This window comes from Prevotella ihumii, from assembly GCF_900155655.1.
Classification (GTDB): domain Bacteria; phylum Bacteroidota; class Bacteroidia; order Bacteroidales; family Bacteroidaceae; genus Prevotella; species Prevotella ihumii.
Window position 1 is genome coordinate 2461199 of the sequence record NZ_LT706987.1, and the last position, 19962, is coordinate 2481160.

General features: G+C 43.0%; 14 protein-coding genes and 1 tRNA gene. 2 read left to right on the top strand and 13 right to left on the bottom strand.

Annotated elements, in window-relative coordinates:
• Nucleotides 1–21 precede the first annotated feature (21 nt).
• A complete protein-coding gene (locus tag CZ367_RS10850; RefSeq protein WP_077196875.1) occupies nt 22–333 on the top strand; it encodes a hypothetical protein in 312 nt (103 codons plus the stop codon).
• Nucleotides 334–401: 68 nt separating this feature from the next.
• On the opposite strand, the gene CZ367_RS10855 is transcribed toward CZ367_RS10850, so the two are convergent.
• From CZ367_RS10855 to CZ367_RS10870, 4 genes are all read right to left on the bottom strand, one after another.
• The gene (locus CZ367_RS10855; protein ID WP_077196876.1) at nt 402–1445 is read right to left on the bottom strand and encodes a glycosyltransferase family 9 protein; all 1044 of its coding nucleotides are present in this window, start codon (nt 1443–1445) and stop codon (nt 402–404) included.
• Between the two features lie 2 nt (nt 1446–1447).
• Nucleotides 1448–2050, bottom strand: a complete 603-nt coding sequence (locus CZ367_RS10860) for a DUF4254 domain-containing protein (protein WP_077196877.1) — start codon at nt 2048–2050, stop codon at nt 1448–1450.
• 104 nt (nt 2051–2154) lie between these two features.
• A complete protein-coding gene (locus CZ367_RS10865) occupies nt 2155–2955 on the bottom strand; it encodes an ADP-ribosylglycohydrolase family protein (protein WP_077196878.1) in 801 nt (266 codons plus the stop codon).
• 31 nt (nt 2956–2986) lie between these two features.
• Nucleotides 2987–3058: transfer RNA gene (locus CZ367_RS10870), tRNA-Arg, on the bottom strand.
• 245 nt (nt 3059–3303) lie between these two features.
• On the opposite strand from CZ367_RS10870, the gene CZ367_RS10875 reads away from it, so the two are divergent.
• Nucleotides 3304–5820 (top strand): TonB-dependent receptor, encoded by a 2517-nt coding sequence (locus CZ367_RS10875; protein WP_077196879.1) that lies wholly within the window; start codon nt 3304–3306, stop codon nt 5818–5820.
• A 995-nt stretch (nt 5821–6815) separates the two neighbouring features.
• Here CZ367_RS10875 and CZ367_RS10880 read toward each other — a convergent pair.
• The 9 genes from CZ367_RS10880 to glpA all read right to left on the bottom strand — a co-directional run bounded on the left by CZ367_RS10880 (nt 6816) and on the right by glpA (nt 19609).
• A complete protein-coding gene (locus tag CZ367_RS10880; RefSeq protein WP_077196880.1) occupies nt 6816–8156 on the bottom strand; it encodes a porin in 1341 nt (446 codons plus the stop codon).
• A gap of 51 nt (nt 8157–8207) precedes the next feature.
• Complete coding sequence (locus tag CZ367_RS10885; RefSeq protein ID WP_202613126.1) at nt 8208–9917, bottom strand: glycerophosphodiester phosphodiesterase family protein; 1710 nt, start codon at nt 9915–9917, stop codon at nt 8208–8210.
• A 37-nt stretch (nt 9918–9954) separates the two neighbouring features.
• Nucleotides 9955–11352: a phosphoglycerate transporter protein PgtP gene (pgtP, locus tag CZ367_RS10890; protein WP_077196881.1), complete on the bottom strand. Its 1398-nt coding sequence runs from the start codon at nt 11350–11352 to the stop codon at nt 9955–9957.
• Nucleotides 11353–12204: 852 nt separating this feature from the next.
• Nucleotides 12205–12957 carry a hypothetical protein gene (locus CZ367_RS10895; protein ID WP_077196882.1) on the bottom strand — a complete coding sequence of 251 codons (753 nt, stop codon included), beginning with the start codon at nt 12955–12957 and terminating at the stop codon, nt 12205–12207.
• Between the two features lie 92 nt (nt 12958–13049).
• A complete protein-coding gene (locus CZ367_RS10900; protein ID WP_077196883.1) occupies nt 13050–13796 on the bottom strand; it encodes an MIP/aquaporin family protein in 747 nt (248 codons plus the stop codon).
• A gap of 107 nt (nt 13797–13903) precedes the next feature.
• A complete protein-coding gene (gene glpK, locus CZ367_RS10905) occupies nt 13904–15388 on the bottom strand; it encodes a glycerol kinase GlpK (protein WP_077196884.1) in 1485 nt (494 codons plus the stop codon).
• Between the two features lie 70 nt (nt 15389–15458).
• Nucleotides 15459–16718 carry an anaerobic glycerol-3-phosphate dehydrogenase subunit GlpC gene (gene glpC, locus CZ367_RS10910; protein WP_077196885.1) on the bottom strand — a complete coding sequence of 420 codons (1260 nt, stop codon included), beginning with the start codon at nt 16716–16718 and terminating at the stop codon, nt 15459–15461.
• A 9-nt stretch (nt 16719–16727) separates the two neighbouring features.
• The gene (glpB, locus tag CZ367_RS10915; protein ID WP_077196886.1) at nt 16728–17975 is read right to left on the bottom strand and encodes a glycerol-3-phosphate dehydrogenase subunit GlpB; all 1248 of its coding nucleotides are present in this window, start codon (nt 17973–17975) and stop codon (nt 16728–16730) included.
• Complete coding sequence (gene glpA / locus CZ367_RS10920) at nt 17975–19609, bottom strand: anaerobic glycerol-3-phosphate dehydrogenase subunit A (RefSeq protein ID WP_077196887.1); 1635 nt, start codon at nt 19607–19609, stop codon at nt 17975–17977. The genes glpB and glpA overlap by 1 nt, the downstream gene beginning before the upstream one ends.
• Nucleotides 19610–19962: the final 353 nt, after the last annotated feature.

The following is a 19962-nucleotide window of genomic DNA, read 5'->3' on the forward strand; positions in this document are numbered from 1 at the left end:
AACACGATTGAGAATATAGGAATGAAACAGGTATTGAACGATTATATTAAGATTTTTCTCTCTTGTCCATTGGGCGCACTGATGCAAGTGGCAAGAGACAAGATGGAAGAAGATGTACAGGCGTGGGCGAAAACTCGCTATGAGGAAATGCCAACCTTGGCAGAGGTGGAACAATTTATAGATACGTGCGCAGGTACACCTATCTATCCTGAATTTGTGGACAAAGTGTTAGTACCCTTAATCATTGAAGAAGAAAAGGTGGGAAAACAAGATGCTGCTAACTATCTTGAGGAATTGAAAGAAGAAGGGATAATGATTGAAGAGATAATTTAACAAGAAAGTAAGCTTTGTCGGACGAGTCGGATGTGTCAGACAAGTCAGACAAGTCCGACAATAGTGATTTAGCTTTTCAGCACAACTTGCACTATTTGCTTAGGCTCAATGGTTTGCATACACGCAAAGTCGCCCCTATGGCAAGGCTTATTGCCGAACACCGAACAAGGGCGGCACGTCAGATTGTGGTTCTGAATGACATCGTCAACCGACTGTCCCCAACCTAAGAAACCGCAATAAGGGTGAGTTGCGCCCCAAATACTTACAACACGAGTATCGACCAATGAAGCCAAATGCATATTGGCACTGTCCATTGATACCATCGTGTCTAAATGACTCATAAGGATTAGTTCTTCGTTAAGACCACGCAACACCTCCGAAGCACAGGTGCAACGTGCATACTTCTTAGCCCATTGGTTAAGAATAGCTTTCTCTTCTTTCCCCCCACCAAAGAAGAAAAGGCGTAGTTGGGGCTGTTTCTCTACCAACATTCTGACCACTTCTTCCATCTTTTCTTTAGGATACATCTTGCCTCCGTGGGCAGCAAATGGAGCTATGCCTATCCATAGTTCGCCCTCGTGTTTCTCGCCTATTGCGGTAGGAAGGCTTGACAATAGGTTTTCGCCATTGTGGAAGATGGTTTTAAAATCGGGTGTGATGGGGTATCCTAACTTGCTGAATACATCTATATAATTTTGAAACGATGTAGGCTGCTGCACCATCACTTTGTTTTGCTTCCTACACAGACGGCGTTTACCGCTTTTATGCTTGTTGATATGAGCTGTTTTCACCCCACTAAGAAACAAGCCCGTACGAATAACCTTAGTTCTCAGCACATTGTGCAAGTCGGCAACGGCAGAAGGCTGTTTTGCAAAAACTCTACCATACAATCGCTTCAGACCCTTTGCACCTTTGTGTTCGCCCTTGAGATCGGCATCGATAAAGTCGACATTCTTAGGCATAAATTGAAAGAAGGCACGTGCAAACGGACGCGAAAGTACGCTAATTCGCAAATTAGGGTACTTTCGTGCTAAAGCATCAACAACGGGAACGGTCATAGCAACATCGCCCATTGCCGATAAACGAATAATAATGATGTGGTCTTTCTTCAACTTTACTTCTTGTAAAGAATTGGGTTGGTTGAAGGGTCGTTGTACATTTTCATCTGTCTGTACACCTTCATATATTTACGTCCAGCCTTTATATCTTCCAACAATTGGTCGATAGCACTGCCCAAATCTACCTGCTGTTCTAAAAGAATGTTGAGCTTACCCTTACATTTCTCAATGTGTTCAGCCGAAGCATCGGTGCGCTCAGCTTGCTCTTTCATATGGTAAATTTTGAGTGCGAGGATAGAAAGGCGGTCTACTGCCCACGCTGGACTTTCGGTATTGATAGTTGCATCTTCAGCCACTTTCACATCAGAGTAAAGCTGACGGAAGTAAGAGTCTATCTGTTCCACCAAGTCGGTGCGGTCTTGATTAGAGCGGTCTATGCGTCTTTTAAGACTCATACCCTCTTCTGGCGCAATGTGTGGGTCGCGTATAAGGTCTTCAAAGTGCCACTGAACAGTGTCAATCCAGCACTTCAGATACAAGCGATTTTCGATAGAGTCTCTATCGTAAGGATTATTGATAGGTGTGTCTACATTGTCCGTGATGTGGTAATCACGAATGGCTTGACTAAAAATCTCGTTACATTGCTCTGTAAATGACATCTTTTTTATGTTTTAATTTTTTGCAAATATAATCTAAATAAATGATATAAGCAAAATTATTTTTACTTATTTTAACTTCGCAAAACTTATTTTTGAGGGCTTATTTATTGTTTCGGATTTATCTCACTTCTTATCTTTGTATAGAACTGGTCTAATATTTCCAACATATCATCTGGAAGGTAAGCAAATGTACGTTCCACCATCCAGTCGGGTATGCCATAGTAAGCCTCAGCCACAGACCCTGCTATGCACGCCTTTGTGTCGGTGTCGCCATCGCACATCACTGCCAAACGAATGGTTTCTTCAAAGTTGTTGGCGTCTATAAAGCAACGTAAAGCCATCGGAACGGTCTCTTGACAAGTGGCGTCAAAGTGGCCTTGTGCCCCTATTTTCAAGATGTCTTTCATCGGAGGTATCTCGTATTGGAAGAACTTTTGTACCTTTCGTTCTATTTCGGGTTTGGTAAAACGCATGTGTCTGAGCCAACTTATCACCTCTGCGATACATTGTGCGCCCTTTATACCTTCAGGGTGGTTGTGCGTAACAACAGCACTTCGCTCGGCTTCGCCTATCACTTCTTCCCAGTCAGAGTAAAGCCAGCCTATCGGACTGACACGCATTGCCGATCCATTGCCAAATGAGTTCATGGGTTGAGGGTCGTCCGAAGCGAGCCATTGGGCAAACATATTGCCGTAAGCACCCATCGGGTCGGGGTAACGGTTACACCAATCACGCAGTGCATCTTTATATTCACGACCATTGAGCACAGCATCTGCTATTGCTACGGTGCAGATGGTGTCGTCGGTGTATGAACATTCTGAAGTAAATAGTTCGAAGTCTCTCTTCGGTGCAGCTCCAAATTCGAAGCGTGAACCTACAATGTCGCCAATGATTGCTCCAAGCATATTAAGATAATTAGATTTGTTTTTTTAATTGTACCCCCGATGAGAATCGAACTCATATTTCAGCTTTAGGAGAGCCGTGTTCTATCCATTGAACTACAAGGGCATTGGTAATTATACGTAAAGATAGTGCAAGCAAGGGTAAAGTTTTAAATGTAGGGGCGTGATTTATCACGTTCCACGCACCTAACTTTCACCATAAGGAACTCGATAAATCGAGCCCCTACACGTTGCAAGTGCAGCTATATCTTATGCAAAGGTAGCTAAAAAATATGTTTTATATGATTTTCTTGTTCTTTTTTTACGTATCCTTTAAACTTTTATACTCTTTTCTTAGTCTTAGAGAAAGTTATGAAAAGGGTAAAAATGATTTTGATGTTGCTCGTAATAGTTACGATGGCAGCATATTCGCAAGGAAGTGTAAAGGGACGCATAATAGACAAAAAGTCGAATATGGGCTTAGAGTTTATTAATATTGCAATCCGCAAAGCAGGTGCTGAAAAGATATTCAAAGGAGCTATTTCTGATATGGAGGGCAACTTTATTATCAAGGATTTGCCCAATGGCGACTATTCCTTGACAGCAAGTTTTTTAGGTTATAAAGACTTGGTAAAGACCTTTATAGTTTCAGACAAGAAGGCTGACTATAATTTCATCGCACTTTACCTTGCCGAAGATACAAAGGCACTCGACGAGGTTGTGATAACTGCCCAACGTTCGGAAATGAAATTGGAGGTAGACCGCAAGACTTTCAATGTTGACCAACAAATAGCCAACGTTGGCGGAGTGGCTTCAGACGTATTAGAAAACATTCCAAGCGTAGAAGTAGACAATGATGGTAATGTGTCGCTTCGAGGCAATTCCAGCGTAGAAGTGTGGATTAACGGCAAAGCCTCTGGTATGACAAGCGACAATCGTGCCGAAATACTACAACAATTGCCAGCCGAAAGCATCGAAAAGGTAGAGGTTATAGACAATCCAAGTTCAAAATTCTCGGCTGAAGGGTCGGCAGGTATCATCAATATCATCTTGAAAAAGAACCGCAAGGCAGGTTATTATGGTGGTGTTCAGGCAGGTGCAAACAGCCGTGGCGGTGCTAACACCTCATTCAACATCAATTATAATAGCTCGTTGGTAGATGCTTACTTCAACATAGGTTATCGCCACAGAAAGAATACAGGTGGTGCATTGAGCCGACAGACCTATACCAACAGCAACACTTATCAAAACTATGACACCGAAAACTCACGTCGGGGCAACAATCTCTTTACCCGTGCAGGACTTACCCTCCACGCTACAAAGAAAGACGACTTTTCCCTCGCAGGTATGTTTATGCTCGGTGGTGGTTCGAGCAACAACTTCACACCTTATCATTATGGTACGATAGGAATGCCTTTCGACTCACGAATAATGTACAGAGGTACAAATACCAAAAACGATATGCGTATGCTGCACGGCGACTTTGGCTATCGTCATAGTTTCAGCGAGAAACATACCATCGATTTTACTGTAGGTTACGACCGATGGAAGATGGACAATGACAACATCTACCGCGACTCTGTAGCTTACTTTGATGAAGCTGGCAAACCCGACTACACACGTCCTACAACCCAATCATACCAATCGCGCCCAATGCACGTCAACAATAGCTCGTGGGAGGTGAAGCTCGACTACGAAAACCAAATCTCTAAGGCTTTCCGTCTACAAGCTGGTTATCAGGGAAACTTCTCAAAAGAGAACACACCACAAGAAAGTTTTGTTGACCCAAATCACTGGGCAGAAACTGATGTTGTGGAAGATGAGGCTTACTTCAATCGTTTTATCTACAAGAACGATACACACGCACTTTACCTCACAACAGCCTATAACTTCGGAAAATTTGGCTTAATGGCGGGCTTGCGTGGTGAATACTGGCGCATAAACACAGAAAGCTACTCTTACGCACAAGAGCATAACCCTGCGTTGCGCAACGCTCCTTTCAAGAAGGACTATTTCCAGCTTTTCCCAAGTGTATTTATGAGTTATCAGCTCACAAAGGACGACCAACTACAATTGAACTACACCCGTCGTTTGCGCCGTCCTTGGGGAGGTCAGCTCAACTCTTTCCGCAACACAAGCGATGCTACAGTGGTATCGTTTGGTAATCCGTTGCTCACACCAGAATACAGCAATTCGTTCTCGTTCAACTATCTTCACACTTGGACACAACACTCGTTGTTGCTCTCAGCTTACTATCGTCCAACTACCGACGTGATGCAACGTATCACCTACCGCAATGCAGCAGACGGAAAACTTTATCAAACCTCGTTCAACGTAGCCAAGAGTCAGGCAACGGGTCTTGAAATTACGGCAAAGAACAAGCTGTTCCGCATACTCGACCTTAGCACCTCTGCCAACTTCTACTACTACAAATTGGACGGTTTCGACTTCAATATAGAGGGACAAAACATACACGGTGCAGGCAATAGCAACTTTAGTTGGAACGCAAGAATGCAAGCCAGCGTAATGTTGCCTTACGATATGTCGTTCCAAGTAACAGGCAATTACAACAGCCGACAAACCGTAGCGCAGGGCTATCGTAAAGGTAGCGGAAGGGTGGACTTAGGTTTCCGCAAGAGTTTCTTCAACAAGCAGTTTGTTGTAGCCCTCAATTGCCGCGACTTGTTGGACACTCGCCGACAAAAAACCTACATCAACAGCGATGCCTTCACACGTTATCAAGAGAGTTGGCACTCGGGTCGTCGCTTCCGCATCACCCTAACTTGGAACTTCGGAAACACAAAGAAACAAAAAAATCGTCACCAGAATAACGACGCTGAAGACGACTTCAACACTGGTGGATACGGAAACGATATGGGTGAAGAATAAATATTACAGAAATTTTAGATTGAAGTTTTTTTAGGACAAAGGGTGTATCAGCGATGGTACACCCTTTGTTTGTTTTACACCAATCGTAGTTTATACAGCCGTCCAAGTTGTATAACCCAAATCGTCATTAGACCAGTTTAGGGCTTGTTTATCTATTTACCGAAACTTATGAGATGTCTTTTAGATTATTCCAATGGGTTTGTTCTTATGCTGATTTAACATTTGAAATCCGCAAATAGAATTATTCGATATTTCTTATTATATGTTCTAAATCTCTTTTGATGGTATTAGGGAAAGCCAAAGGTCAACTTTGACAATGCCAAACATATATGTTTTACCACCTCAACCTTGATGTTTGGCAAAGCTAAAGTTGAACTTTTACCTTCTAAAACACCACTTAATAGCACTTTTATTGTTCATATTTTTCTTTTATTCGTTCCATATTACCACATTCTAAACGCTGTATTCTTGCACACTTTTCTCTATTCATTCATTAATCACTATTAGTCAAAGGTTTACAATTGCACACCCATTTATACCACTTTTGTGTATCACGCTTCTTTTCAACGCATATACGGGAATTATGAGCCGTGTATTTAACACTTATCCGAAGTAAAACAGAAAAATAGAAAAAGATAAAAGAGAAACACGCTATCTATCGAATAAGGTAACAATTGGGATAGTAGCTAAAAAATAAAAATAATTCCGCCAACGGGTTAAGCTTATGAGGTACACAGCACAATTATCCCAAATCGGTCGTTAGACGAGTCAGACGAGTCGGACAAGTCAGACGAGTCGGACAAGTCGGACGGGTCGGACGACCGATTTGGGATTATAAGCTATTATCCTTGTTCGATAGACCGTTTACGATCAAAAAAATAAGGACTGACCCCTTATATAGAAGTCAGTCCTTTCTCATTATTTGGCAGTCGGAAGATATCAAGCCAAATAACTATTTGTAAAAGTGCACATTTTATAGCACAGCATACGTTGCTTTAGAATACAAACTGCATACGAGCCTGTACTTGGTGGAAGTTCTTGTCGTTTGGCAAGAAGTCTTTGCTAAGATTATGGTAGGTGTAATCGAGCATTACCTGTGCAAACTTGTTGAAGCTATAGTTCAAACCGAGGGTGTAAGAGCGCACTGCGCCACCGCCAACACTTGTAGAGTTGTATGGCCAGTCTTCCATCTTTCCGTTTGGATAATATTGGTTACGACCTGCTGAGAAGTATTCACCCTTTTCAATATCGTTAAGACCTGTATAGTTGAAACGTGCCACTACTTCAAGCGAACGACCTGTAAGGCCTTTCAAAGTACCATTCTGTGAATCGTAACGATAAGGATTACCAAAAATCATATAACCAGCTTCGATATATCCACCGTGGAAGTTGTTAGCGCGAAGTGGGTTTGCTGCTTCCCAAGCACTCAATGTTCCCCAAGTATCAATACTGTTGTTGGTAGCATCGAAGAGAGTCTTAGAGTCGCGTTTCTTGGTAACGTGCTTGTAGAGATATTCACCACGTGCAAAGAATTTCTGGTTGTGATACAATACTTCTGCACCAGCATCAACTACGTTTTCTGCCCAAGGAAGGCTTGCTGATACAAACGCTTCGTTCTCATCAACAAATGTTTCCATAGTCTGACCAAGTTTGATGGTCTTCTTCAACACATTCTTTTCGGTGATACCACCACCAACGTGCTGATAACGAACGTTAGCACCTACAGCCAAAGTTTGGTCTTCGGTGGCGATTGGACGATAGATGTAGCGACCTGCTACTACCACACCATTGAAACCAGCCTCTTGCTTGTTGTACTGGTTTTCAGTAAAGACACCCTGATAAGCCATAAACTTATCGTTGTTGTACTTGTACGATACACCGAGCTCACGACCTTCGCCCAAGGCGTTAGCAGCACCTGCACGAGAGATAAAGTGATAGCTGCCAAGCGATGTATTGCGAGCCATTGTTCCTGCAGGGTCGCTGTAGTATCCACCCTTTATAGCGTGTGTGCCGCCGCGACTATCTTCTTTTGAATATTGAAGGAAGATGTTCTTCTGGCTAAACTTGCCTCCTCCGAAACCAAAGTCAGCATAGAAGTACCAGTCTTTGTAATTCAACGAAGTACGGATACGAGCATCAGAGATAGACGCACCACTCTTCATCGGTGTGAAATCGGTGTTGTAATAAGCTGCATCAGCCATAAAGCGTGCACCCACGGTAAAGCGGAGGTCTTCTTGCTCGTTGTCGATTGTCACCGTAGGTTTAGAATCGAAGTCCTGAGCTGCTGCGCTCATTGCGCAAAGTGCCAAAACAGGCATCAATATATATTTTTTCATATCAATCTTTAAGTTTGAATATAATTTCTGTTTCTTTGATTTTTACGTTGATTAATAACCCAATGCATTGAGTACGTTGTCAGCGTTTGGCACTACTGAAGGTGCTTGTGAGTTGTCGTACATCTGTCCAGGGTGGAATGGATGTGCAAGTTTTGCATTGCAACGGAAACCGTTCTCAATCATATAATGGAGTGATATTTCAGAGCGGTTGGTAAAGAAGCCGTCCATATAGATAGGGTGTGTGCTTGCTTCCTTGAACGATGTAAATGCAGTAGGTTGTACGGTAACGTTCAAAAGATCGTCAAACTCGGTTGGATTTTCGCCCCAGAAGTTTACAAAGTAGCCCATATACTTCTTCATCTGTGCATCAGAGTCGAATGAGTATGGGTGGTTCAACATACCTGACTTGCGAATCATATATGCTTGCCAAGGCTTATTCATTTCAGGATAATTGTTTGGTGCACCTGAAATAGCAGGACCTATGATGTGTGCACCGTGGTCTTGTGCGTACTTGATGAAGTCGGCATAACCTGTTGGTGTATCATAAGCAATGTCGGTAGCGTATGCAGGCTTGCTAATCCAAAGGAGATAGCACATTGGAATTTGACCCTTGAACACGTCGTATGCACGGTTGAGCGCATCGAATGAGAATGTTTGAAGAATTACCTTACCATTGGTGTTACCCACATTTACCTTACCATTTACATAGAAAGGAGCGTTAGCCTGTGCAGGTTTGGTAATGATGTTCCAACCCCAGTCGTCTAAGATGTTGTAAACACGTATTTCGATGTCCTTAGGATTCAACCAAGACTCCTTAAACTCTGGATAAATACCTGGGCGGTTACCATTGTCTACCTCGTCTTTTACGTAAGCTGTAGAACCATTCTTATCGCCAAAGCTATATTCAACGAAGTCCATATACTTAGAAGCCTTCGAGCCCTTAACTGATTCGTCGCCATTCTTTACAGCTGGTTTTGCAGCCTTGTAGATTTCAGCCAAGGTCATATCCTTGTATTCGTCCTTGATTTTGTAAGTCAACACACGACGTCCTTCAGCATCACGATTAAGTTTGTTACCCATCGCATAGTTGATTTGGTCTTGAAGAGCCGATACATATTGTCCGTCAGCATACTGAATGGTAGGCACACCATTCACTTCTATCATCTTACCATTGTGTTTTGCAGCGAATGAAGGACGTTGCATTTCCTTGTTATCATCGTTGAACCACTTACCAGCATCGAGCATCAAAAGTTCTGCATAGTAGTAAGAGAGGGTATAGTTAGAACGAAAATCTTTCAAGTCGCGAGCGTATTGTTCTGCAATATCAGCTTCAGAGAAATGCTGAGAACCATCTGCATTGCGGAAGCTACGGTAGAAATCCTTACGAGTAGTAGGTACTTCGTCAGAGAAAACGTCCTCAATGTTGGTTGTGCGCTTGAGGTTTTCGTCATGATTTGCCAATACTACACCGTCCTTGGTAGCCTGAAGGTCGCTTTCCAAGTAGTCTGCACCCATATTACGTGCCCAACGCCAAGCCGATTCGGTTTCTTCTGGAGCCCAATAAGTAGAACCACGGTGAGCCACACACGCATACAATGGCACGTAATCTCTTACCTTTGCCATTTCGTCTGAAATCTTTTGAACCTCTATGCGCTTAGCATCTCTGTTCTCATTAGTAAACTCTTGCTCTTCTGAACAAGAAGCAAAGACTGAAAGGGCTGCAATACCCACGAGTCCTGCTTTGTAAAGACTTTTAATCATTGATTTTGTTGTTTAATTATTAAGTTTAAAATATTGCTTATTTTTCTTCTTCCTTTTGTTTCTTTACAAGGTATTGTTCTTCCTTGTAGGTCAATCCCATAAAGAGAATAGACAGACCACAAGCAGCAATAAGAAGAACGAAAGTCATATCCCAGCCTGCGTGTTCAGCCACATAGCCTATTACTACGTTAGCCAAGAGGGCTGTACCCAACACGTAACCCATAAAGCCTGTTAATCCTGCGGCAGTACCTGCAGCATTCTTTGGAGCGAGGTCGAGTGCCTGAACACCTATAAGCATCACAGGACCATAGATGAAGAAACCAATAGCGATGAGACACATCAGCACTACATTGATATTGTCCAAGAACTGCCAATAGATAAACACAAAGACTGCCACAACACCCATAAAGAGAATAGTAGGCAAGGCACGACGACCGTGGAACACCTTATCGCTCAACCAGCCACATATCAATGTACCAGGGATAGCTGCCATCTCGTAAGCGAAATAAGCCCAGCCTGCATCTTTAAGGTTCACACCTTTTTCGGTAAGAATAGTAGGTGCCCAATCCAAACAGCCATAGCGCACCATATATACAAAGGCATTCGCAAAGGCGATATACCACAAGAACTTGTTGCTCAATACAGTGCGGAAGATTTCAGAGGTGGAGAGAACTTCTTCCGATTTTGCACTATAAGTTTTAGAGTATTCACCCTTCCATTGCTCGATGCTTGGCAATCCGCACGATTGAGGCGTGTCTCTAATCATCAGGTAAGCTACGATTGCCACCAAGATAGCCACAGCGGCAGGGAAAATATATGTACCCACCATAAAGTAACGTTTCTCGTCAGCACCGTAAAGCCACTGTCCGAACCACATAGCACCATAAACCGCCATAGGTCCTACCAATGCTCCACCCACGTTATGGGCGCAGTTCCAAACCGACATCCACGTGCCTCGCTCCTTGATAGAGAACCAATGGGTCATAACACGACCGCAAGGAGGCCAGCCCATACCATTGAACCAACCCACAAGGAAGTTGAGTGCTGCCATCAGCAAGATAGCCCACGACTTATGTTCAGCTCCAATCCACTCGATAGGAACTATCATAAACATCATTGACAAAGCTGCCAGAATAAGTCCTAAAGGCAAGAAACGCTGCGCATTACTTCGGTCGGAAATACTTGCCATAATAAACTTAGAGAAGCCATAAGCTATGGCATTCATTGATAGTACAATACCCAATTCGCCTTTTTCAAAGCCAAATGGTGCAAGCATAGGTATGGCCATAGAGAAGTTTTTACGAACGATGTAAAAACCAGCATAACCAATAAAGATACCTAAAAATACCTGCCAACGCAGGCGACTGTACTTAGCATCTGCTCCAGCTCCTGTCTGTTCAGGCTTAAAAGCAGGCGGTGCTAAAAAATTCCACATAATTTTTACTTAATTTTTTATGATTACTTATTTTCTATTGTTTGTCGTTTTAATTTTTAATAGTTTACTTCACCAAATCCCAAGTCTTATTTCATAGTGTCTTTATAGTTCGTTTTTACGCATTGTCGATGCTTTTTACCGACTAATAACACTTGTTCTATTTTTTGTTATTGCATCTTTTGAAAATAAAACACTCATCTTTGAGAAGCAAAACATATATGTCTGAGGTGGTCAAAGTTCAACTTTGAGACGGTGGAACATATATGTTTGGAGTAGTAAAACATATATATTTTGCATCACTCGTATAACCATCCTGTATTCAATGCTTTATAAATTCGTTTTTCCTATTTTTATGTTTATTTCTTTCTTATTCTCTTTTTCCTTATCTACATTTTCGTCTTATATGCTTATCTCCCAGCCTTACATTTTCTAAATATAAGGTTGGGAGTTGAGGCGAAATTATGCTCACATCGTAGCATATCGCATTGGCAGTCTCTCTATATTTCGTTTAAAATAGCGTTAGAGAGAACTTAAAGCACTTAACTTATAACGTTGTTCATCTCATTATGTTGTATTTCGTATTGAGCATTTCCTGTTTTCCTGTTCAGCTTCAAATCTGAAGAAATTGTAGGCTGGTTCTATAAATTAGCTTTGTTAGATTTTGAGCTTATTTTTGAGGTCAAAATGCAAGAGCGTGAAGGAGTGTAGCGAGCTACACAACTGAACGAACTTACATTTTGAACTCATAAGAAGCCAAAAGATAACAAAACGTATTTCATAAAAATTTAATGACTATATGCGGTGGTAATTTATAGAACCTACCTGTAAAGATTCTGCCAATGCGTTTTTCGCTTAGAGATTTAAGAGATTTACTGACGCACAGAAATACCCCTTATTTGCTTCTGGGTTCCACATTGCTGTTGCTGTAACAGGCAATGGATGGTTGCCAATCTTTAGTTTGTAGGTAACGTTGAGGCGCACATCATTGATGCCTGCACTCTTGCCGTAGAAAGTAGCGTGGCTGCCATCTTCAGGATTGAGGGCAAAATTGCCACCGATTGATGGAGTTACCACAAAATTGTCGTCCTCGTAAGCCTTGTACGATGCTTGTACGAAGGTAGAGTAGAGATTTTGTTGGTTCAATGCACCACGGTCGCGACCTGCAATAACGGTAGACCAAGAAAGGTTTAATGGAAATTTCTCGCCAAAGTTGTAAGCTATGGTAGCATCAAGGAAGTGACCCGTGTCGTGACAGTCGTAATTGAATATCTTGTAAGCACGGTCGTTAGCGTATATACCATCAGAGAAATTGTAAATGTCCCAAAGCGAAGCCGAGAAACCACCATTGGTATAAGATACATAGTAGTCGAACTCCTTATAGTTGCCTGCTATTTGCATACCACCCCAAAGTCCGAAACGGAAATGGTTGTTGTTGTCAGAGATAGCTACCTCGTTATCGAGTGTAAGACCCTTTGAAACTTCAAGACCACGCCAAAGGTGAGTAGTCTCAAGTCCTGATACAACGTGCAATTTCTGTGCATTAGCATTTACACCCATCGCAAAGAGTGCTGCCACAGCAAATGCTTTATATATATACTTTTTCATCGTTCTTAAAAATTAAGTTGTTCTTATTAGATAAAGGTGATGAGCCTGTCGGGAGAGGGAGTAAAGTTCCCGATAAGCTCCTTGTTTATATTTTAGAGTGTTAAGAGCCAAGCTCCAGCCAAACCAGCAATAACACCACCAATCATTGGACCTACTACAGGTACCCAAGCATAGCCCCAATCGTTATTTCCACCAATACATATAGCGTGTGCAATACGTGGTGAAAGGTCGCGGGCAGGGTTCATAGCGTAACCCGTAGTACCACCGAGCGACATACCGAGGGCAATAATCAAGAGCGTTACAGGGATTGGGCCAAGGGCTGCAAGTCCCATCTTGAAATGTTCTACATCGCCTGCGTTACCCTTTGTGCTGAACGAGATAATGATGAAAATCAAAACCAATGTTGCAATCACTTCGCTAAAGAAGTTCATAAAGGTACTCTTTATCGCTGGTGCAGTACAGAATGTGCCGAGCTTAGCAGCTTCGTCTTCGGTCTGGTCATAATGGTCTTTGTAGAACAACCATACGAGCACACCGCCCAATACACCACCAATCATTTGTGCAGCAATATAAGTTGGCACTGATGCCCAAGGGAACATACCTGCTACAGCTAAACCTAACGATACAGCGGGATTGAGGTGAGCACCTGTATAAGGTCCAGCTACGAGAACGCCCATACATACTGCCAAGCCCCAAGCTATAGTAATTACTATCCAACCAGCGTTTTGTCCCTTACTCTTGTTTAAGGTTACGCAAGCGCAAACGCCATCTCCAAATAGCACTAAGATTAAAGTGCCGAGCAGTTCCATAATGAACTGCGTAGTCATTGAATACTCCATAGGTTTTTGTCTTTAAAGGTTATTTTTGTCTTGAATAAGGTAGCGATGAGCTTGTTTTAGTATCGAGAGTGCTCACCGCTCCTTATACAATCGTCGTTTATATGTCTTTATTTTGTCAAGGTTCTGCCAATAGCATTTGCCCAACCTTCCTTAGCCTTCTGAATGGTTTCTGTGTCAGGCGATGGAGTGAAGCTTTTTTCTTCTTTCCATTGGCTCTTTATATCGTCAATGTCTTTCCAGTAACCTACTGCAAGACCAGCCAAATAAGCCGCACCGAGGGCAGTTGTTTCGGTGATACGTGGGCGCACTACGTTGATACCCAAGAGGTCTGCTTGATATTGCATCAAGAGGTTGTTGCGTGAAGCTCCACCATCGACTTTCAATTCTACCAATGGTGCATTCATATCCTTAGCCATTGCCAACGCAATATCGTAAGTCTGGAATGCAATGCCATCAAGGGCAGCACGTGCAATGTGGGCAGCTGTTGTGCCACGGGTGATGCCTACCATTGTGCCACGTGCGTATTGATCCCAGTAAGGTGCAGCCAAACCTGTCAAAGCTGGTACAAAGTAAACGCCGCCGCTATCAGGAACGCTCATCGCAAGGTCTTCTACCTCGCTTGACGACTTGATGATCCCCAAGCCATCGCGCAACCACTGCACTACCGAACCACCCACGTAGATAGAGCCTTCGAGTGCGTAAGTAGTTTCGTTACCTATCTTCCAAGCAATCGTGGTGAGCAAGTTGTTTTTAGAGATTACAGGCTTGTTACCAGTGTTGAGCATTACGAAACAACCTGTTCCGTATGTATTCTTAATTGCACCTGGTTTGATACACATCTGTCCAAACAAAGCTGCTTGTTGGTCACCAGCAATACCTGCGATAGGCACTTCGTGAGCAAAGATGGTGGTTTTAGTGTGACCATAAACCTCAGAGCTTGACTTCACTTCAGGCATCATTGATGCAGGAATGCCGAGAAGGTCTAAGAGTTCTTTGTCCCACTCCAATGTGTTGATGTTGAACAACATTGTGCGCGATGCGTTGGTTACGTCTGTTACGTGCACTTCACCACGAGTGAGTCGCCAAACCAACCAAGAGTCTACGTTACCAAAGCGAAGTTTGCCTGCTTCAGCACGCTTTCTTGCGCCTGGAACATTGTCGAGAATCCACTTAATCTTGGTTCCGCTAAAGTAAGCGTCAACGATAAGACCTGTCTTCTCACGTATTTTGTCTGTATGGCCTGCAGCTCTCAGCTCGTCGCAGAACTCTGCTGTGCGGCGGTCTTGCCATACAATAGCGTTGTAGATGGGTTCTTCAGTGTCTATATCCCATACGATGGTAGTCTCACGTTGGTTAGTGATACCGATACCAGCAATGTCTAAGCCGTTAATATCGATGGCTGAGATGGCTTCCGCAATAACTGAAGCCTGAGACGACCATATCTCGTTAGGGTTGTGCTCTACCCATCCAGGTTGTGGAAAGTATTGAGTGAACTCCTTTTGAGCAACGGAACAAATCTGTCCATCGTGGTCAAAAACTATTGCTCTTGAACTTGTAGTTCCTTGGTCGAGGGCTAAAATGAATTTTCCCATAATTGCTTACGTTTTTAGATTAATATTTTTATTTTAAGTTCTTTAATTTTTGTAGTCGTAAAGGTCGGTCTTAGACGTTGTTAAGTCGCATTGTTTCCTCCACATCTATTGCATCTGCGAGGATTGAGATAGGATTTATCACATCGTAACCTGTCGACATTTCTATCTGCCACTTGCAGGTTTCGCAATCGGTCGATACACAATCAGGGTTGAGCGATTTGATTTGGTCGAATAGTCCTGCACCTATCTTCTGCGAACGTTCGTAATTTTCTTTCTTAAAGCCGTATGTTCCAGCAATACCACAGCATTGTGAGTCGAGCATAATTAGCTCTAAACCAGGTATCATCTTCATCAATTCGGTGCTATACACCACCCATCCCATCTTTTCCATGTGACAAGCTGAATGGTAAGCTGTACGTATTTTGAAGTCTTTGCGGAAGGCTAACTTCACCTTACCTGACTCTACTAAGCGGTAAAGATAACGTGTGGCAAGCGAAATACCCTCGCGCACATCTTCATTTTCTATCTTTAACACGTGTTTGTACTCGTCGCGCATTGTGAAAGTACAAGTAGAACTGGTTGTGAGCACCATTCTGTTCTGCTCTTTGTACGACTTTCTGATGGCACGCATATTGTTATTGCCTTGACGAGTAGCTTGTTTGCTGAGTCCGTTGGCTATCAATGCCACGCCACAACATTGCTCTTTCTCTAACAAATGCACACCATAACCAATGGCATTCATTACCTTTACCAAGTCTTTACCCAACTGTGGATAATTATAATTTACGTAACAGCCGTGGAAATAGCTAACGTGATGCTTGAAACTATCTTGTTTAGCGGCGGCAAACTTCTTGTACCACGTTTCAAACTTCTGACTGCTATATGCAGGGAATGTACGATGCTTGTCCACACCCATAACTCCGTGCAACACAGCCTTGACTGGTTTCAAACCTAAGGTGACGTTTACCACGGGTGCAACGATGTTTGCCATTGTTCCAACAAAGTCGGTATTTGCCAACATCACATCTCTTAGTGCTGGTCGCTTCTTGCTATGCTCGATACGAGCCGACTGAATGATGTCGGCAATGCGTACCCCTGAAGGGCAAGCCACCTCACAACGCTTGCAATTCAAGCACATTTTGAGGGTTTCATCAAAGAACTTGGTATCCTTTAGTCTGTATCGCTCTTGGTCAGGACCAGAATGTTTAGGGCCTGGATATTCGGGCGATACGGCAGACACGGGGCAATAAACGGTGCATATAGAACACTTCAAACACTGCTCTAAGTTGTTTCCGCTTATGTTTTTAAGTTGTATTCCTTGTTCTTTCATAATGTTTTTTTATTTCTCTTTTATGATGTTTGCCACTTGCAAAGCTGTAAGCATTGCCACGCCTTCTTTGCTTGCAAGTTTTATATCGTTATTGCCACAGAGAATAGAACCTGCAGCATAGAGATTTTCTATTGCTACGCCTTCCTTTAGTGCGTGGAACTGCGCATCGGTCTTCACACCAAATTCCATATAGGGTTGTGCGTCGTACACATTTTCTTTTGTCCATTCTACACGATTGGCAACAGCCTCAACATCTACGCCCAACACAGGTTCGTACACCTTCTCATAGTCTGACTTTAGTCCGTGACTAAGGAATGACCCTGAAGCCAAGATGAATTGGTCGGCACGAAGCACCTCGTCGGGTAACTGACTTGTAGCTATCGACACGAGACGATTGTTCTCGAACACGCCACTAACAGCTGTATCGCTAACGAGAATAGTACCTCCCAACGCCATAAACTTACGTTTCAAGAGCGTAGAAGTGCGCATTCCTGAAACCGATGGGGGCATCGTTGCTATAAATTCTATAGGCTTTTTCACCAAAGCCTTTAGTTCTTCGGCTTGTGCACTATTGTTCAATCCTAACACAGCAGGCACGAGTACCACCTCTGCATCGCTATCAATAGCGTTTATAGCATTAGCAAAGTCCATCAAATCGGTCTTACTATCAAGGTATTTTGCAACATTTGTCGCACGCATTTCGGTAGGACTTTTACGTGCCTGTGTCAATGCTTCAGTATTGATATTGCGAATGGTACAAGTTGTACCTGTATCACGCAAGTTGTCCACTAAGAACTCTATTGGGAAGTCCAAGAAGCCTTGAATGTTTATCAAGTCGGCTTTCTTCCATCTTGTTTCTGTAAGCGATGCTGCCGTAGCATATCCTTCTATGGTGAGCCACGTTGGCTTGATAGTGCCTATCGGTGTAATGCGATAGTGGTTTTGTGCTATCTCGCCTTTAGTTTCGACCCCAGCATCAGAGAGCAAGGCTTGAGCCGAAGTGACCAAACTGCCAATATTTTCCTCACCAATGATGCGATAAGGGTGAATTGTTGGCAATGTTTTTATTGCTTCTATTGGGTTTGTTACTGCATTTCCATCAGCATCATAGCCCAAGAAATCGAATGAACCAGAGCTAAAATGAAGACTATTTTGTCCAGCAGCCACCATACAAACACGCTTTCCGTTGCTTGCAAGGGTTATACCAGCTGTAAGTGCGCTCAATCCGCCACCAATAATAACAACATCATATTTCATTACTTACTCTCCTTTTTGTTCATAATTTGGTTAATTCCACATAATCCTTGATAAACCGTAGCTGCCAAGTGTGCCTCGTCCAAGGTGCTTCCCCAGCCCACAGCACGCATACCTTTCCATCGTTCGTTAACGAAGTTGCCAAGGTCGTGAAGCGTCTTCTTAGGGTCTTTATTCATCGAACACATCACCCCAGCAGCCCTGCAAGCGCACAATTCGCTTTGACAAGTACCCATTCCCACACGAGTGCGACGGCGTAAGTCTATCAAGTTGTGAATGTTAAGATTCTCATAGGCATATTTCACTTCACCCACACTTACCTCCTCACATTCGCACACCAAGGCACGATCGGTCAATGTTTCGTTCTTTATTTCGTTAACTCGCATACCCTGACGACCCTTTGCAGCGTTGTAAGCCTTAGGCAGATGCCATTCTTTTGCGTTCTTATCCAAGCCCTCGGACCCTGGTAGAGGCTTTACAGCTGTTTCGCAAGGCTTGTCGATGCCCAACTTCTTGCAAGCAAGGTTGGTAGCTTCTTCTGCCATCAGACGATAAGTCATCATCTTACCACCCGTGATGGTAATCAGTCCGCCCAGTCCATCACGCTTTTCGTGGTCAATACAGATGATGCCACGACTAATGCTGCGCCCTGAAGGGTCGTTATCTGCAGCCACCAATGGGCGCACACCAGCATAAGCACGCAATATACGGGTTGTAGCCAATGCAGGGGCAAGCTTTTCGCCCTCCTTTATTAATATGTCAACCTCTTCAGGTGTAATCTTCAAATCGTCAACCGTCTCAATAGGCACACGGTCGCTTGTAGTACCAATAACACATACTGCATCGTCTGGAACAAGAATATCGGCATTGGCAGGTTTGCGACAACGGTTTATCACCATATTGTTTATGCGATGCCCCATAATGAGCAATGTACCCTTTGCAGGAAACATATTGAGCTTTATGTCAGCCATCTGCAAGATTGGCATACCCCATATACCAGCCGCATTGATTACAACTCGTGAGCGTACTTCATACACCTCGCCCGTGTGATTGTCGCACAATTGCACGCCTTCCACCATTCCATTCACAATAATCATTCCCACAACCTCGTTGTAAGTCAGCACATCTGCACCGTGGCGACACGCATCAAGAATGTTAGAAGTGGTAAGATGGAACGGGTCGACCGAAGCATCGGGCACACGCACAGCACCAATGAGTGTTGGGTTAACCGATGGTTCAATGTGGCGAGCCTCCTCTGGCGAGATAATATCGGCACGAATACCAGCTTTGCCACAAGCTTCTACAAATGTAGATTGAAAAGAAAGGTCGTCTTCGGGCAAGGTAATAAACAGTCCGTCGGTTTCTTCCACACAGTGTGCTGCAATTTTACGAAGTATCATATTTTCTGTGATACACTCTGCAGCCGACTCGTGGTCGGTTACGGCATAACGAGCACCGCTATGCAACAAACCGTGATTGCGCCCTGTTGCACCATTTGCCAAGTCGTACTTCTCTACGACGAGTACGCTAAGTCCACGCATTGCGCAGTCGCGCGCAGTTCCTGCACCCGTAATTCCTCCGCCAATAATGATGACGTCGTATGATTCTTTGATGTTATGTTTATTGTTCAAAGTCATAATTAGGTTTTTATTCAAATTCTTTCTTTTCGAAATCTTGTTCGCCAATAAAAAAGTTCGTTTTGAAAACGTTTTACTTTCGTTTGCGAAACAAAGATACATTATATTTATAAAACTTACCAATTTTATTTAAACTTTTTAACTATAAATTTTAAAATATACATTATGACGCAATAATTATTTTGGTTTTATACTGTTTCAAGCCTACTTATTTTTGTTTACAACCGTCTATCGTTACCCAAACTTAGTTTGCATTTGCAGCACATTTCTATTTTATTACACCAAAATGTAAATAAAAAGTAACAATACATCAACTTAATGTAATGAATATTAATCTATGTGTTTATAGCAAA

Excerpts from the sequence above, each read along its gene's own strand:
- CZ367_RS10850 (WP_077196875.1), top strand. The coding sequence starts at position 22 with ATGAAACAGGTATTGAACGATTATATTAAGATTTTTCTCTCTTGTCCA.
- CZ367_RS10860 (WP_077196877.1), bottom strand. The coding sequence starts at position 2,050 with ATGTCATTTACAGAGCAATGTAACGAGATTTTTAGTCAAGCCATTCGT.
- CZ367_RS10865 (WP_077196878.1), bottom strand. The coding sequence starts at position 2,955 with ATGCTTGGAGCAATCATTGGCGACATTGTAGGTTCACGCTTCGAATTT.
- CZ367_RS10875 (WP_077196879.1), top strand. The coding sequence starts at position 3,304 with ATGAAAAGGGTAAAAATGATTTTGATGTTGCTCGTAATAGTTACGATG.
- CZ367_RS10880 (WP_077196880.1), bottom strand. The coding sequence starts at position 8,156 with ATGAAAAAATATATATTGATGCCTGTTTTGGCACTTTGCGCAATGAGC.
- CZ367_RS10885 (WP_202613126.1), bottom strand. The coding sequence starts at position 9,917 with ATGATTAAAAGTCTTTACAAAGCAGGACTCGTGGGTATTGCAGCCCTT.
- pgtP (WP_077196881.1), bottom strand. The coding sequence starts at position 11,352 with ATGTGGAATTTTTTAGCACCGCCTGCTTTTAAGCCTGAACAGACAGGA.
- CZ367_RS10895 (WP_077196882.1), bottom strand. The coding sequence starts at position 12,957 with ATGAAAAAGTATATATATAAAGCATTTGCTGTGGCAGCACTCTTTGCG.
- CZ367_RS10900 (WP_077196883.1), bottom strand. The coding sequence starts at position 13,796 with ATGGAGTATTCAATGACTACGCAGTTCATTATGGAACTGCTCGGCACT.
- glpK (WP_077196884.1), bottom strand. The coding sequence starts at position 15,388 with ATGGGAAAATTCATTTTAGCCCTCGACCAAGGAACTACAAGTTCAAGA.
- glpC (WP_077196885.1), bottom strand. The coding sequence starts at position 16,718 with ATGAAAGAACAAGGAATACAACTTAAAAACATAAGCGGAAACAACTTA.
- glpB (WP_077196886.1), bottom strand. The coding sequence starts at position 17,975 with ATGAAATATGATGTTGTTATTATTGGTGGCGGATTGAGCGCACTTACA.
- glpA (WP_077196887.1), bottom strand. The coding sequence starts at position 19,609 with ATGACTTTGAACAATAAACATAACATCAAAGAATCATACGACGTCATC.